Origin of the sequence: Corynebacterium stationis, assembly GCF_001941345.1 — a bacterium.
In the GTDB taxonomy this organism is placed as follows: domain Bacteria; phylum Actinomycetota; class Actinomycetes; order Mycobacteriales; family Mycobacteriaceae; genus Corynebacterium; species Corynebacterium stationis.
Genome location: NZ_CP009251.1, coordinates 539,524 through 554,822 on the forward strand (window position 1 = coordinate 539,524; position 15,299 = coordinate 554,822).

Annotated in this window: 12 protein-coding genes and 1 pseudogene; 9 read left to right on the plus strand and 4 right to left on the minus strand. The window is 56.0% G+C overall.

Translation table 11 applies throughout. From position 1 onward, the window contains the following. Positions 1 to 15: 15 nt before the first annotated feature. Both groL and CSTAT_RS02720 read left to right on the plus strand, forming a co-directional pair. Entirely contained in the window at positions 16 to 1,632 is a 1,617-nt protein-coding gene (gene groL / locus CSTAT_RS02715) for a chaperonin GroEL (protein ID WP_075722386.1), read from the plus strand. 135 nt (positions 1,633 to 1,767) lie between these two features. Continuing rightward, a complete protein-coding gene (locus tag CSTAT_RS02720; RefSeq protein WP_419186561.1) occupies positions 1,768 to 4,107 on the plus strand; it encodes an ATP-binding cassette domain-containing protein in 2,340 nt (779 codons plus the stop codon). Here the strand turns inward: CSTAT_RS02720 and vdh are convergent. Both vdh and CSTAT_RS02730 read right to left on the minus strand, forming a co-directional pair. Continuing rightward, a complete protein-coding gene (gene vdh, locus CSTAT_RS02725; protein ID WP_075722388.1) occupies positions 4,094 to 5,545 on the minus strand; it encodes a vanillin dehydrogenase in 1,452 nt (483 codons plus the stop codon). The two genes, CSTAT_RS02720 and vdh, sit on opposite strands and share 14 nt — an antisense overlap. 92 nt (positions 5,546 to 5,637) lie before the next feature. Further along, positions 5,638 to 5,934 carry a WhiB family transcriptional regulator gene (locus tag CSTAT_RS02730; RefSeq protein ID WP_075722389.1) on the minus strand — a complete coding sequence of 99 codons (297 nt, stop codon included), beginning with the start codon at positions 5,932 to 5,934 and terminating at the stop codon, positions 5,638 to 5,640. A gap of 327 nt (positions 5,935 to 6,261) precedes the next feature. Here CSTAT_RS02730 and CSTAT_RS02735 point away from each other — a divergent pair. Together CSTAT_RS02735 and CSTAT_RS02740 are read left to right on the plus strand one after the other, a co-directional pair. Further along, positions 6,262 to 6,850 (plus strand): annotated as a pseudogene (locus tag CSTAT_RS02735) (sigma-70 family RNA polymerase sigma factor). Between the two features lie 88 nt (positions 6,851 to 6,938). Next, the gene (locus CSTAT_RS02740) at positions 6,939 to 7,784 is read left to right on the plus strand and encodes a hypothetical protein (RefSeq protein ID WP_075722390.1); all 846 of its coding nucleotides are present in this window, start codon (positions 6,939 to 6,941) and stop codon (positions 7,782 to 7,784) included. A 57-nt stretch (positions 7,785 to 7,841) separates the two neighbouring features. Here the strand turns inward: CSTAT_RS02740 and CSTAT_RS02745 are convergent, their stop codons facing one another. Beyond that, positions 7,842 to 8,222 carry a DUF5319 domain-containing protein gene (locus CSTAT_RS02745; RefSeq protein WP_066792488.1) on the minus strand — a complete coding sequence of 127 codons (381 nt, stop codon included), beginning with the start codon at positions 8,220 to 8,222 and terminating at the stop codon, positions 7,842 to 7,844. 141 nt (positions 8,223 to 8,363) lie between these two features. On the opposite strand from CSTAT_RS02745, the gene guaB reads away from it, so the two are divergent. Together guaB and CSTAT_RS02755 are read left to right on the plus strand one after the other, a co-directional pair. Continuing rightward, on the plus strand, positions 8,364 to 9,884 hold the full coding sequence (gene guaB, locus CSTAT_RS02750; protein WP_066792489.1) for an IMP dehydrogenase: 1,521 nt from the start codon (positions 8,364 to 8,366) through the stop codon (positions 9,882 to 9,884). A 16-nt stretch (positions 9,885 to 9,900) separates the two neighbouring features. Continuing rightward, positions 9,901 to 11,031 (plus strand): GuaB3 family IMP dehydrogenase-related protein, encoded by a 1,131-nt coding sequence (locus tag CSTAT_RS02755; protein ID WP_075722391.1) that lies wholly within the window; start codon positions 9,901 to 9,903, stop codon positions 11,029 to 11,031. A 70-nt stretch (positions 11,032 to 11,101) separates the two neighbouring features. Here the strand turns inward: CSTAT_RS02755 and CSTAT_RS02760 are convergent, their stop codons facing one another. Next, on the minus strand, positions 11,102 to 12,040 hold the full coding sequence (locus CSTAT_RS02760) for an EamA family transporter (protein ID WP_075722392.1): 939 nt from the start codon (positions 12,038 to 12,040) through the stop codon (positions 11,102 to 11,104). A gap of 105 nt (positions 12,041 to 12,145) precedes the next feature. On the opposite strand from CSTAT_RS02760, the gene CSTAT_RS02765 reads away from it, so the two are divergent. The 3 genes from CSTAT_RS02765 to guaA are packed head-to-tail and all read left to right on the plus strand — an operon-like array spanning position 12,146 to position 15,194. Continuing rightward, complete coding sequence (locus CSTAT_RS02765; protein WP_075722393.1) at positions 12,146 to 13,132, plus strand: LysR family transcriptional regulator; 987 nt, start codon at positions 12,146 to 12,148, stop codon at positions 13,130 to 13,132. After that, the gene (locus CSTAT_RS02770) at positions 13,119 to 13,610 is read left to right on the plus strand and encodes a phosphatase PAP2 family protein (RefSeq protein WP_075722394.1); all 492 of its coding nucleotides are present in this window, start codon (positions 13,119 to 13,121) and stop codon (positions 13,608 to 13,610) included. Before CSTAT_RS02765 ends, CSTAT_RS02770 begins: the two co-directional genes overlap by 14 nt. A gap of 9 nt (positions 13,611 to 13,619) precedes the next feature. Beyond that, positions 13,620 to 15,194, plus strand: coding sequence for a glutamine-hydrolyzing GMP synthase (guaA, locus tag CSTAT_RS02775; protein WP_191374215.1), 1,575 nt, complete (start codon positions 13,620 to 13,622; stop codon positions 15,192 to 15,194). The last annotated feature ends 105 nt before the right edge of the window (positions 15,195 to 15,299 follow it).

Here is a 15,299-nt window from a genome sequence, read left to right on the forward strand (position 1 = left end):
GCGGTTTAGCCAAACATGGCAAAGCTGATTGCATTTGATCAAGAAGCCCGTGAGGGCATCCAGCGCGGCGTAGATACTCTCGCCGACGCTGTGAAGGTCACCCTTGGCCCACGTGGTCGCAACGTCGTGCTGTCGAAGTCTTTCGGTGGCCCAACTGTTACCAATGACGGTGTCACCATCGCGCGTGATATCGACGTTGAGGATCCTTTTGAAAACCTCGGCGCACAGCTGGTCAAGTCCGTTGCGACCAAGACCAACGACAACGCTGGTGACGGCACCACGACTGCTACGCTTTTGGCACAGGCTTTGATTTTTGAAGGTCTGCGCAACGTTGCTGCGGGTACCAACCCAATTGAGCTCAACCGCGGTATCGCGGCTGCTGCAGAAAAGGCAGTGGAAGAGCTCAAGGCACGTGCGACCCCGGTTAACTCTGCGACTGAGATTGCGCAGATTGCTACCGTGTCTTCCCGTGACCCAGAGGTCGGCGAAATGGTCGCTGGCGCTATGGACAAGGTGGGCAAGGACGGCGTTGTGACCGTTGAAGAGTCCCAGTCGATTGAGTCCAGCGTGGATATCACCGAAGGTATCTCCTTTGACAAGGGCTACCTGTCGCCATACTTCGCTACCGAGGAAGAAACTTCCCAGGCGATTTTGGATGACGCGCAGATCCTGTTGGTCCGCAACAAGATTTCTTCTCTTCCAGATTTCTTGCCACTGCTGGAAAAGATTGCGGAATCCAACAAGCCAACCCTGATTATCGCTGAAGATATTGAAGGCGAAGCTCTGCAGGCGTTGGTTGTCAACGCTATCCGCAAGACCCTGAAGGTTGCTGCGGTGAAGGCACCTTACTTCGGTGAGCGTCGCTCGGCGTTTATGGATGACCTGGCTGTGGTTACTAACGCGACTGTCATTGACCCAGAGGTTGGCGTCAACCTGAATGAGTCTGGTCTGGAAGTTCTCGGCCGTGCACGTCGCGTGACCGTGACCAAGGATGACACAGTGCTTGTCGATGGCGCCGGTACCGCCGAAGCCGTCGAAGAGCGCCGCGCATTTATTCGCCGCGAAATTGAGCGCACCGATTCCACTTGGGATAAGGAAAAGCTCGAAGAGCGTCTGGCCAAGCTCTCTGGTGGCGTCGCGGTTATCCGCGTTGGCGCTGCTACCGAAACCGAAGTCAATGAGCGCAAGCTGCGCGTTGAAGATGCAATCAACGCAGCTCGTGCAGCTGTCGAAGAAGGCGTTATCGCCGGCGGCGGCTCCGCTTTGGTACAGATTGCTAAGGGCTTGGAAGAGTACGCCAACGAGTTCGACAATGAAGCCAAGATTGGTGTCTTGTCGGTTGCTCGCGCGCTGACTCGCCCGTCTTACTGGATTGCATCCAACGCAGGCCTGGACGGCGCTGTTGTCGTCTCCCGCATTTCAGAGCTGCCTAACGGTGAAGGCTTCAACGCTGCCACCTTGGATTACGGCAACTTGATTGCTAGCGGCATCATTGACCCAGTCAAGGTCACCCACTCCGCTGTGGTGAATGCTTCTTCGGTTGCCCGCATGGTGCTGACCACTGAAGCATCGGTTGTGGAAAAGCCAGCTGAAGCAGCGCCTGCTGCAGCGGCCGGCCACCACCACCACTAAAAGTGTCATAATCTCGGAAGCGTCCTGTTGACTTTGAAAAGTCGCAGGGCGCTTTTGCCTTCCTGGAGATCGGTTATATCTTGACCTCGCAAATGTATGTTGAGCAGGGAACATGAATGTAAACTTGCGCAAGTGATTGGTCAAGAATATATCCGCGTTGTCGGCGCAAATGACAACAATTTGAAAAATGTGAGCATCGATATCCCCAAGCGTAAGCTCACCGTCTTTACTGGCGTGTCTGGATCCGGCAAGTCCTCGCTGGTCTTTGACACCGTCGCTGCCGAATCCCAGCGGTTAATCAATGAAACCTACCCAGGCTTCGTGCAAGGTTTCATGCAATCTCTCGCACGTCCTGATGTGGAGCACCTCGAAGGCCTTACCGCGGCGATCATCGTCGGCCAGGAGCCGTTGGCTGCGAATACGCGCTCAACGTTCGGCACCGTCACCGATATCACCGGCATGCTGCGCGTGCTCTTCTCGCGTATCGCAGAACCGCACGTGGGTGGACCAGGTGCGTATTCGTTTAATGTGCCATCGGTAAGCGCGCAAGGCGCGATGAGCGTCAATGACGGCAAGAAGACCGTCACCAAGTTTGAACGCACCGGCGGTATGTGCCCGCATTGTGATGGCACTGGCCGCGTGTCTGATATTGACCTGACGGCCGTGGTGGATGAAAGCCTCTCGCTCAACGAGGGTGCGATTTTGGTGCACGGGCTCAAGGTAGATTCCTGGTCGTGGAAGACCTGCGCCGATTCTGGTTTCTACTCAGCCGATAAACCGGTCAAGGACTTCACCGAAGCCGAAAAGCACAAGCTGTATTTTGCTGAGGATGAGAAAGTTAAATCCAGCGGCATCAACATGACCTATAACGGTCTGGTGCCACGGCTGAAGGGTTCTTTGTTGGCCAAGGACCCAGATTCTTTGCAGAAGAACCTGCGTGAGTATGTTGACCGCGCGGTGACTTTCGTGTCCTGCCCGGACTGTGGCGGCACGCGTTTGGCGGAGCATGCGCGGACTTCGACGATCAACGGCAAGTCCATCGCGGATATCAGCGACGTCGAGTTGGGTGAAGTTCTCCAGTGGCTACGTGGAGTCGATGACAAGCGCGTTGCCCCGCTCGTCGATGTCTTAGCCTCATCCCTTGAAACCGCCATAGACTTGGGATTGGGATATCTTACTTTGTCGCGGCCTTCGGGCACGTTGTCTGGCGGTGAGGCACAGCGCTCACGCATGGTGCGACACTTGGGTTCCGCGCTGACCGATGCCACCTACGTATTCGATGAGCCCACCGCTGGCTTGCACCCAGCAGATATTGAGCGCATGAACCGTACCCTGCTGCAGCTGCGCGATAAGGGCAATACAGTGCTGGTCGTTGAGCACAAGCCAGAGACCATCGCGATTGCTGACCACGTAATTGACCTTGGTCCACGCGCTGGTACACACGGCGGCGAAATTACTTTTGCCGGCAGCTTTGAGGAACTCAAAGCATCGGATACCGTGACCGGCAAGCATTTGGGCGACCGCGTTCCGGTTAAAGACGAGGTGCGCAAAGCAACCGATGTAGTCGCGATTCGCGGGGCATCGCGCAACAACTTGGACAACGTCGATGTGGATATTCCACTCGGTGTGCTCAGCGCGATTACTGGTGTGGCCGGTTCAGGTAAGTCCTCACTGATGGCGTGTTTGCCGCAGGACTTGGTGGATTCCGGACGCATCCTCTTTGTCGATCAATCTGCGATTCGCGGTTCACGGCGTTCCAACCCCGCAACCTATACCGGCGCGCTGGATTCTATCCGTAAGGCATTTGCTAAAGCCCACGGTGTGAAGCCGGGGCTGTTTTCGGCGAACTCCGATGGCGCCTGCCCACATTGCAACGGCGCCGGCGTGGTCTGGGTGGATTTGGGCCTGATGAGCAGTGTGGACGTGCCGTGCGAGGTGTGTGAAGGCCGTCGCTTCAACGATGAGGTCTTGGGCAACGAGCTCGCAGGCAAAAACATCGCCGATGTACTAGAGCTGCCAGCAGAACAAGCCGCGGCCTATTTCAAGGATAAAGAATCGAAGGTCCCCGCAGCCGCCAAGATTTGTGACACCCTGGTCAGCGTCGGATTGGGCTATATCACCTTGGGGCAGGCGTTGAATACGCTTTCAGGCGGTGAGCGGCAGCGTCTCAAACTCGCTGTACACCTGGGCTCGAAGGGTGCTGCAGATATCTTGGTGCTCGATGAACCCACCACCGGTTTGCACTTGGCAGATGTGGACATGCTGCTGGGGCTTTTGGACACGCTGGTGGAGTCAGGAAACACAGTGGTCTGCGTGGAACACCACCTAGCGGTAGTAGCTCACGCAGACCACGTGATTGACCTTGGCCCAGGCGCTGGCTCGGAAGGCGGCACCATCGTCTTTGCCGGTGCGCCAAAGGACCTGATGAAGGTTGAAGAATCACAGACCGGACAGTATTTGGCTAGCTACGCTTAATACCAATCCAGCGGTCGTCGGTGAATTCTTCAATCGCCCAGTCACCATTGAAGCGGCCCAGACCGGAGTTCTTCATTCCACCGAACATTACGTGCGGCTCATCATTGACCGTGAGGTCATTGATGTGCACCATTCCAGATTCGATCTGCAGTGCTACCTGCGAGGCGTGGTCAATGTCGGTGGAGTAGATGGCTGCGGATAGTCCGAATTCTGGGTCATTGGCCAGCTCGATGGCATGTGCTTCGTCATCGGCTTTCATCACGCCGATGATGGGGCCAAAGATTTCATCGCGGGCAAGTTCCATATCGCGGGTGACATCCGTAAAGACGTGCGGCGAAATCACACGACCCGTGATATCACCTTCCAGCGCTACAGTCGCGCCTTCTTCCTTGGCCCTCGTAATCTTGGACTTCACGCTCTCTAGCTGACTGTCGTTGATGATTGGGCCCACCACGACCTTGTCATCAGAAGGATCACCTGCTGAAATATTCTTCGCAGCTGCGACGAATTTCTCAACGAACTCGTCGTACACCGCGGCATCGACAATCACCCGGTTGACGGCCATGCAAATCTGGCCCTGGTGCAAGAATGAACCGACGGCGGCATCGTGTGCTGCCTTGTCCACGTCGGCATCGGCAAGCACTACCAGCGGAGCATTACCACCCAGTTCGAGCGAAACATTCTTCATCGGCCCGCCGTTGATAGCAAGCTCGCCGACGCGGCGTCCCACCGGGGTAGAGCCCGTAAAAGAAATCAGCTTCGGCACAGCGTGCGTGACAAAGTCATCACCGATTTCTGAACCAGCGCCGGTGACATTGCCTATGACCGCAGCAGGCACGCCCGCTTCCTCAAAAATGCGCGCGGGGATAAGCCCACCGGTAATCGGAGTATCACTCGCAGCCTTAATCACTACCGCATTGCCTAGCGCCAACGCCGGTGCGACCGAACGAATAGAAAGGTGCAACGGGAAATTCCACGGGCTAATGACACCCACAACGCCCTTGGCCACGCGATAGACACGGTTTTCTTTGCCAGGCGTATTCGATGGCGAAATACGCCCGTGCATGCGCGCCGGGAAAGATGCAGCTTCGCGCGTAATGCCGGCCGCGAGAGTTACTTCTAGATTCGCTTTATCGCGGGTCGAGCCAGACTCAGCAATGAGCAGCTCAACGATTTCCTCGCGCTTTTCTTCTAGTAGCTCCGCGGCCCGGTACATAATCGCCGAACGCTTAGCAGGCGCTAGCGCAGCCCACTTGGGCTGTGCCTGCTGCGCTGCGACATAAGCCTCATCGACATCGGCTGCCGAAGCCAAGGGAATCTCCGCGATTACCGAGTCGTCATAAGGGTTGAGATCAGTAGTACTGCGCTGTGAGCTGCCTGTGCGCCAGGTACCGGCGATTAATTGTTGCTCAAGCTCAATGCCAGAAAAAGTAGACATGTGGGGTACTTCCTTAGCTTTTCGACTACAAACGGTGAAGGCCGTTATGGCCCCCACCATACTGAATGCTGGAAGTATCGTGGGCTGGATTTCTAGACAGTGACCTTCCGCTTGCGCTCACCGCGCAGCGCAACCGAGCGCTCGGATTCGCTCATTCCGCCCCACACACCATAAGGTTCAGCTGATTTTAGAGCATGATCGCGGCACAGCTGGAGAACTGGGCAGTCTGCACAAATTGCTTTCGCTCGGTTTTCCCGCTGGGAACGAGCCCGGCCGCGCTCGCCGTCAGGATGGTAGAACACATCCGAATTTTCTCCCCGGCAAGAACCATGTAGCTGCCATTCCCAAAAATCAGCGTTGGGTCCTGGAAGCAGATGTGGCTGTGACACGGTTTTAGACTCCTTATTGGAAATAAGAACGACAGAGGTTTAAAAAATGCCAAAATAATGGCCAGGAGGTAGTGTTTCGCGAAGGGGTAAACAAAAAGTAGCCAAATGGTTGCTTTTGTGTGCCCTTACCCAGGAAAAACAGGATTTCTCCCACTTGACCTGCATGATTGTCCAAGGTTAAAGGTAAATGAACTCTTTTAGTGCAGGTCGTGCGCGCTCGTTTTCTGACAAAATGCAGGTAACTTGTTAGGCTATTACGGTTTGTGTGAGGCACAAGGGGACTAAGATTTAGATTTACTGGTTACGCAGCGAAGGGCAAAAGGAAACGTGAACGATACCGAAAAGGAGCTAGCGGAGCTTGTCCCGCTGGCTGTGGACGGCAGTCGTCGTGCGATGCAGGACATACTGCGGATCATTTACCCGCAGGTCCTGCGCTATTGCCGCGCCCGTATCGGGGGAGGGCGCCAACCCACTGCTGAAGACGTCACCCAAGAAATTTGCTTGGCCGTAGCTAATTCAATTTCTACTTACGTAGATAAAGGCCGCCCGTTTATGGCGTATGTCTACGGAATCGCTTTTAACAAGGTCACCGACGCGCACCGGGCGATGGGCCGAGACCGCACTTTGCCCACCGAAGAAGTGCCGGATGAAGTGGATCAAAGCGATAATCCAGAAGATTTCGCATTACTTAACGATGGTAGTAACAGAGTCCGTTCTTTACTCGATACATTAAGTGACAAGGCCCGCAACATTATCATCTTAAGAGTGTTCGTCGGGCTGTCTGCGGAAGAGACCGCGGAGGTCTGCGGAAGAGACCGCGGAGGTTGTAAATTCCACCCCCGGCGCTGTACGCGTTGCCCAGCACAGGGCACTAGCGCAGCTACGGAAGGTAGTAGGCGCAACCAACGAAAACTGACGGAGACTTAAATCTTTATCCATTGTTCGTTATAAATCGATAGTGACATAAATAAAATGACTAATCGCCAGGGAAAGGGGGAGTAGACATGGTTAAGAAAAATAATGATGGGCCGGGTTCACCTGAGTCCATGGCTGAGCAGCTTCAGCCGCTGATCGACGATGATGCTTTCATGACCGAGCTTTCCTTAGGTAATGATCCTTCAGATGGTGCGGATGAGCTTGCTGCACTGTTTTTGGAGCTGCGTGAAGACGTTGAACGTCAAATGCCTGCTGCGCCGAAGGTTGAGGGCGCGGATTTAGAACCTGAAGTTATCTCTTTGTCGAGCGCACGCAAGCGTCGCCGCAGAAACCGTCCGCTTATGAGCGGACTAATCGGTGCGGCTGCCGCAACCGTGTTGATTGCTGGCTCAGGTGCCGCAATCTACAACGCCGGTCCTGGCTCGCCGCTATACGGCATGAACCAGAGCCTGTTTAGCTCTTCTGATGATGCCTTTGTGGAGCTTGCGAGCACCTTGGAAGAGATGGATGCGGCAGCTGCTTCTGGCGATTTAGCGGGCACCCGCGCGCTGTTGGAAGAAGCACGTAATCTCGCAGCCCGAGCGCAAGGTGATCGTCGCGCTGCGGAAAGCGAAGCTAGTGAAGCCAGCCGGGCATCGCGTGCCAATAAGGCTAATACCACCACGGTGACGGAAACTGTGCGTGCTCCTGAATCTTCGCCGAAGTCGCAGACGCCAGAACCAAGCGCAACGCCAGAAACAGAGACCACCACGACCACGGTGGTTGAGCGCTACACCGATACCGTAGTGGAGACCACCACGGTCTACGACAACACGGTGCCTAACCCGTTGCCTTCGCCGACGGAAAACCCCGAGCCCACCGAAGATCCGGATAGCCCCGATGATGGGCTCGCGCCACCGCAGGTACAGCGTTAAGAACAAAGCCTCTGCTTCCTCCCGAAATACTGGGAAGGAGCAGAGGCTTTGAAGCTTTTAACGGAAGCGGTGCGAGTGCATGCCGTCGATAAAGCCCACCGCATATTCCCACGGCACGTAGCGGTTAGGGTCGGGCTCGGCGCCGGGCTCGTGGACGGCCGAGAGCTCATCGTTAAGCATGCTCTTCATATTTGAAGCCATGATGTCCCACTCATAAAAGTGGGGCTCTTCGCAGTCCTCACAAAACATGAAAATGCCATCAATTCCACGTGGGGACAGGTGCTTGGCAAACTCTTGCACAAGCTCTAAATCGCGGTTCAGAGCAAAGCGCTCTTCCGCGGTCAATGGCTCTACGTGCTCATCATCCTCAATGAAAGATGCCGGATCATTGGGATCATCAGCAAAGGGATCTTTGGGCATATTGGCGAAAAAGTTCACACTCCGAAGCCTAGGTAATACTTTCGGTTTAGGCAATTATCCAGGCACACCTTATTAACTGCATTACACGGATATGTATATCGCGCCGATAAGGATTAAGGTAGTGAAAAAGAAAAGCGTGTGCGAAGGAGAAGACCCGTAATGACCGAAAATCGTGTTTCTACCGGTGGAGATGACCCAAATAAGGTTGCACTGCATGGCTTGACGTTTGATGACGTGCTGCTGCTACCTGCCGAATCCAATGTTGTTCCGTCGGAAGTAGACACTTCGGCGCAGTTCACCCGCAATACTCGTTTAGGTATTCCTTTGGCATCGGCTGCGATGGACACGGTTACTGAGGCGCGCATGGCTATTGCCATGGCACGCCAGGGTGGCATTGGTGTCTTGCACCGCAACTTGTCCTCGCAAGAGCAGGCGGAGCAGGTCGAAATCGTCAAGCGCTCTGAGTCCGGCATGGTCACCGACCCTGTGACCGCGAATCCAGACATGACTATCCAGGAAGTTGATGACCTGTGTGCACGCTTCCGCATCTCTGGTCTTCCTGTGGTCAACGAAGACGGCACCTTGTTGGGCATTTGCACCAACCGCGATATGCGCTTTGAGCGCGACTATTCCCGCAAGGTTTCTGACATCATGACCGCTATGCCGCTGGTTGTGGCAAAAGAAGGCGTCAGCAAGGAAGAAGCCCTGGATCTGCTGTCGACAAACAAGGTAGAAAAGCTACCTATCGTTGATAAAAACAACAAGCTGGTCGGTCTGATTACCGTTAAGGACTTTGTAAAGACCGAGCAGTTCCCGAATTCCTCCAAGGATGCTTCGGGCCGTTTGCTAGTAGCAGCAGGTATTGGTACCGGCGAGGAGTCTTATGAGCGTGCAGGCTTGCTTGTCGATGCCGGCGTGGACGTTCTCATTGTCGACTCCGCACACGCGCACAATAACCGCGTGCTGGAAATGGTCTCGCGCGTCAAGAATGACTTCGGCTCCAAGATTGATGTTGTCGGCGGCAACCTGGCAACACGCTCGGCAGCAAAGGCGATGATTGAGGCTGGCGCAGACGCCATCAAGGTGGGTATTGGTCCTGGTTCTATCTGCACCACCCGTGTGGTTGCTGGTGTTGGTGCACCACAGATTACCGCGATCATGGAAGCAGCTACCGTGGCTTCTGCTGCGGGCGTGCCTTTGATTGCAGACGGCGGCATGCAGTACTCCGGTGACGTTGCTAAGGCTTTGGCTGCTGGCGCGGACTCGGTCATGCTGGGCTCGATGTTCGCAGGCACCCTGGAGGCTCCTGGTGACATCGTGATTGTCGGCGGCAAGCAGTACAAGCGCTACCGCGGCATGGGTTCGATGGGCGCTATGCAAGGCCGTGGCCTCTCCGGCGAGAAGCGTTCTTACTCCAAGGACCGCTACTTCCAGGCAGATGTGCGAAGCGAAGACAAGCTGGTTCCAGAAGGCGTGGAAGGCAAGGTTCCTTACCGCGGCGAAATTGGTCAGATTACCCACCAGATTGTGGGCGGTTTGCGCGCGGCAATGGGCTACACTGGCTCCGCTACTATTGAAGAGCTGAAGACCAAGCAGTTCGTGCGTATTACCACTGCTGGCTTGGCCGAGTCGCACCCGCACCACCTGCAGCAAACTGTAGAAGCTCCGAACTACCGTTAAGGATTAAAAATAATTCATGCGTGACTACGTTGAAATTGGTATTGGCCGTGAGGCGCGCCGAACCTATGACTTAGCTGATATCTCTTTGGTGTCGAACCGCCGTACTCGTTCCTCCTCGGATGCGAGCACGCAATGGCATATTGATGCCTACACGTTTGATATTCCGGTGGTTTCTCACGCAACGGATGCTTTGGCTACCCCTGAGTTTGTTATCGAGATGGGCAAGCAAGGCGGCCTGGGTGTTATTAACGCTGAAGGTCTGTGGGGCCGCCACGAAGACCTGGACGGGGTCATCGCGGAGGTCTGCAAGAGCTCAGACGATCTTTCGGTGCTGCAGGAACTTCACGCAGCTCCGTTGAAGCCGGAGCTTTTGGCTGAGCGTATTTCTCAGGTTCGTGATTCGGGCGTGACGGTTGCTGTGCGCGTGTCTCCGCAGAATGCGCGTGAGATTGCACCAATCGTTATCACGGCTGGTGCTGAGTTGCTGTTTATTCAGGGCACGCTGATTTCTGCTGAGCATGTTTCTACCGGCGGTGAGCCTTTGAACTTGAAGGAGTTCATTGGCACCTTGGAGGTTCCGGTCATTGCTGGTGGCGTGGTGGATTACACCACTGCTTTGCACTTGATGCGCACCGGTGCTGCAGGTGTTATCGTCGGCGGCGGCGTGAACACTAACGCTGAGACCGTCGGCATCGATGTGCCTATGGCAACTGCCATCGCCGATGTCTCCGCCGCCCGCCGCGACTACCTCGATGAAACCGGCGGCCGCTATGTGCACATTCTGGCAGACGATGACCTTAATTCTTCTGCCGATATGGCCAAGGCTATTGCGTGTGGTGCAGACGCAGTTGTGCTGGGGCCGCTCTTGGCGCAGGCTGCGGAAGCCGGTGCTGGTGGCTTTTACTGGCCAGCGGTTGCTGGTCACCCGCGTTTCCCACGCGGCGTTGTGGACTACGCTGGCGATCCAATGTTTGACCTGGATGGCATGGAGGGCAATAACAAGCCATCTTTGGAAACCGTGCTGTACGGTCCATCCAATGAACCATTTGGACAGCTGAATCTGGTTGGCGGATTGCGCCGCGCGATGGCCAAGTGTGGCTACACGGACTTGAAGTCCTTCCAGAAGGTTGGACTTGCGGTTCGCTAAATTAGCGCAAAGGCCGTTCGGAGATTTTCTTCCGAACGGCCTTTTTCGATCCCTAAAGCGGTTCCTGCCGCTAGCTGCGCACGTTGCTTACGCGCCGAAGGCGCTGGCGCAGACTGCGTTTGCGGGCCGGCTGATAGATGGGTTCTTCCACGTCGGGTTCGGGGACTTTCTTGGATGGTTTGGCCACGGTTTGGATGATGGAAGCCAGAACCACCAGCAGGATGGCGGAGATCTTCAACGTGCTGAGGTTTTGAGATAGCAGAATCCAGCCGAAGAGTCCGGCGAAGACGGGCTCGAGTGAGATGAGGATGGAAAATACGTTGGGCTCCAGCCGACGCAGTGCGACCAGTTCGAGGGAGTAGGGAACCAGGGACGCCAGGATGGCCGTGCCGATGGCAAGGGCGAAGAGGTTCCAGTCAGTAAACACCACCAGTGCCTTAGTGCCAGATAGCGGCGCGAGCAAGATACCACCGATAATCAGCGCGACTGCGAGCCCTCCTTGGCCTGGGACCAGGGTGCCGACATTTTTAGAAGCCAGGATGTAGCAGGCCCAGAATGCCCCGGCGATGAGCACGAAGATGACGCCGAGCAAGCTCAAGGACTCCCCGGTGAAGGAATCCAGGCCGAGTAAGACCATGCCGAGCAGCGCTAGAGCTACACAGGCAGCGTCGCGGAAAGTGCGCGATAAGAATGCGGCCAGCGCCAGGGGACCTAGGAACTCAATAGTCACCGCGGTGCCCAGTGGGATGCGGTCGATGGCGTTATAGAAAAATCCGTTCATCATTCCCAAGGAGGCGCCGAAAAGCGCGACGCCAACCCATTGTTTGCGCGTCCAGGTATGAAACTTCGGGCGCGTTATCACCATCAAGATCGCACCCGCCATGAGAAGGCGAATCGACGCTGTACCCCAGGCGCCGGCGTGCGGGAAGAGCTGGATGGCTAATGCCGCGCCGACCTGCAAAGAAATACAAGAGCCGATGATGCATAAAACTGCGTATGGATTGGTCATACATGTATTTTGCGATAGATCATTCTGTTAGTCTATCTACAATTAATAGCGTTAATAGTTAAGATTTTCTACCAAATAATTCGATGAGATTCTTCGGAGCGAAACATGCTCGATTTACACCGTTTGCGTATCTTGCGGGAGCTGCGCAGGCTCGGCACAGTAACGGCTGTGGCGGAGCTTTTAAGCTATACGCACTCGGCGATTTCCCAGCAGCTCGCGCAGTGTGAAAAGGACGTCGGGGTCAAACTCTATGAGCGCTCGGGCCGTCGGATTGTGCTCACTGAGCAGGGAGAGCTGTTGGCAGATTATGCTGATGAGCTTTTAGCGCTTGCCGATGCCGCCCAGTCCGCCGTCCTCGACTCCACCTCGCAGGTCCGCGGGCGGATTCGCGTGGCAAGTTTTCAAACGGCCTTGGCGTCGATTTTGCCCTCGGCACTGGATTCACTGAAACATAAGTACCCGGATTTGCGGCTGGAGATTAAGCAGCTCGATATTGAAAATGCGATGCCGGCATTATCCAAAGGAACCGTGGATTTGATTTTGGGCGAGGACTATCCCGGGGTGATGCCGCTGACGGACAACACCGTGGACCGTGAGCATTTGATTGATGATGAATTGGTACTGATCACTCCGCAGGATTCCACCCTGACGTTCCAAGACGTGGAGGAGTTAGCCGGGCATGAGGGCCAACCCGGCGTGAGCTTTGCTTTGGACTCTGTGGAGTTTTCTCTGCGCAGATTCTTTCAGGCGTATTGCTTGCAATATGGGTTTGAACCCAAAGTGGATTTTGAAACTCCAGATCCGTTTCTCCAGACCTATCTGGTGCGTACGGGCCATGCGTGTTCGGTGACCTCGGCGCTTTTCGGCCCGTTGCAGCCCGGCGTGCGCTTTGTTCATCTCCCGGGGCGCCCGCACCGCACGTTGTACACGGCTGTGCGTGCTGGCCGCGCGCAGCACCCAGCACTGCGCGCACTGCGAGAAGCGTTGGCTGAATCCGCCGCAGAAATCGCAGCACAATCGGTAGTGGAATCCGAAGCGGAGCCGGCAGCGGAGCCGGGAGCGAAGCCGGGAGCAGACCATGGCAGTAGCTGAAATCATTGCGGCGTTTAGTACCGCCATGAGCCCGCGCTACTTGTTCGTCGTGGTGTTTATCGCAGCAGGCATCGCCATGTTCAAGAAGGTCTCACCATGGCTAGCTACGTATGTGCCAGCCAGTCTCGTGCTCGCGCAGGCGGTGACCACCTTGTTGAAATACATCATCCAGCGCCCCCGCCCGCCGATAGAAGAGCAGCTGGTTTACACCCACGATCCGTCTTTTCCATCAGGGCATTCTTCCGCAGCTTTTGCGATCGCCATAGCACTAAGCGTTTTGTGGCTGAGCAAGACCTGGCGCGTGAAATACCCGTGGGTGTGGGTGGTCGTGGCGGTGGTGGGGGCATCGGCAAGCGCTGCATCCCGGCTGTACTTAAAGGTGCATTGGCTAAGCGATGTGATTGCCGGTGCCAGCATTGGGATAGCGGCCGCGATAATCGTGTGGATGGTTTACCGCCGCAGGCCGCGGGTGCGTTAAACTACCTGTGTGACTCAACCTGCAACAACTCCGCGCCCAGTCCTCGTGGTGGATTTCGGTGCCCAATACGCACAGCTGATTGCTCGTCGCGTACGTGAGGCATCGATTTACTCCGAGGTAGTCCCACATTCCGCTACCGTTGAAGAGATTAAAGCTAAAAACCCTGCAGCTTTGATTTTGTCCGGTGGCCCGTCCTCTGTTTATGCCGATGGCGCCCCGCAATTAAAGCCTGAACTGCTCGAGCTTGGTGTGCCAGTCTTTGGCATCTGCTACGGCTTCCAGGCCATGAACCATGCTTTGGGTGGCAACGTTGCGCAAACCGGTGACCGTGAATACGGCCGCACCGAAATCACCCATACCGGTGGTGTGCTGCACGACGGCTTAGAAGAAAACCACAAGGTCTGGATGTCCCACGGTGATGCTGTGGATAAGGCACCTGAGGGCTTTACCGTGACCGCATCGTCGGCTGGTGCGCCGGTTGCAGCGATGGAATGCGTGGCCAAGCAAATGGCTGGTGTGCAATACCACCCCGAGGTTATGCATTCCCCACACGGACAGGAAGTACTCGTTCGCTTCCTCACCGAGGTAGCAGGGCTAGAGCAGACCTGGACCTCGGCAAATATTGCGCAGCAGCTTATCGATGATGTCCGCGCGCAAATCGGCCCTGAAGGCCGCGCTATTTGTGGCCTGTCGGGCGGCGTGGACTCCGCAGTCGCTGCAGCGCTCGTGCAGCGCGCCATTGGCGACCGTTTGACCTGTGTGTTCGTGGACCACGGTCTGCTGCGCGCCGGTGAGCGTGAGCAGGTAGAAAAGGACTTCGTGGCTTCGACTGGTGCGAAGCTGATTACCGCGCATGAAGCTGATGCTTTCTTGTCTAAGCTCGCCGGTGTTACCGATCCTGAGGCTAAGCGCAAGGCTATCGGCGCGGAATTCATCCGTTCCTTTGAGCGTGCCGTGGCTCAGGCTTTGGAAGAATCTCCTGAAGACTCCACAGTGGACTTCCTGGTCCAGGGCACCTTGTATCCGGATGTGGTTGAATCCGGCGGCGGTGACGGCACCGCAAATATCAAGTCCCACCACAACGTTGGCGGCCTGCCAGACGATGTCGAATTCGAGCTCGTCGAGCCACTACGCCTGCTGTTTAAGGACGAAGTCCGCGCCGTCGGCCGCGAGCTCGGCCTGCCTGAGGAAATCGTTGCCCGCCAGCCATTCCCTGGCCCTGGCCTAGGCATCCGCATCATCGGTGAAGTCACCGAGGAGCGTCTAGAAATCCTGCGTCAAGCAGACCTGATTGCGCGTACCGAGCTGACCAACGCTGGCCTCGACGGTGATATCTGGCAGTGCCCAGTCGTACTGCTTGCCGATGTCCGCTCCGTGGGAGTCCAAGGCGACGGCCGCACCTACGGCCACCCAATCGTGCTGCGCCCAGTGTCCTCCGAGGATGCCATGACCGCCGACTGGACCCGCGTTCCTTACGACGTCCTAGAGAAAATCTCCACCCGCATTACCAACGAAGTCAACGACGTCAACCGCGTGGTCGTCGACATCACCTCCAAGCCACCGGGAACCATCGAGTGGGAGTAAAACTTCTAGGAAGTTTTACTTAGAAGAGTAGGACAAAGCCCCAGCCAGATATTTATCTGAACTGGGGCTTCGCCTTTAGTAGGTGGTGACTGTCTGCTGACTTCC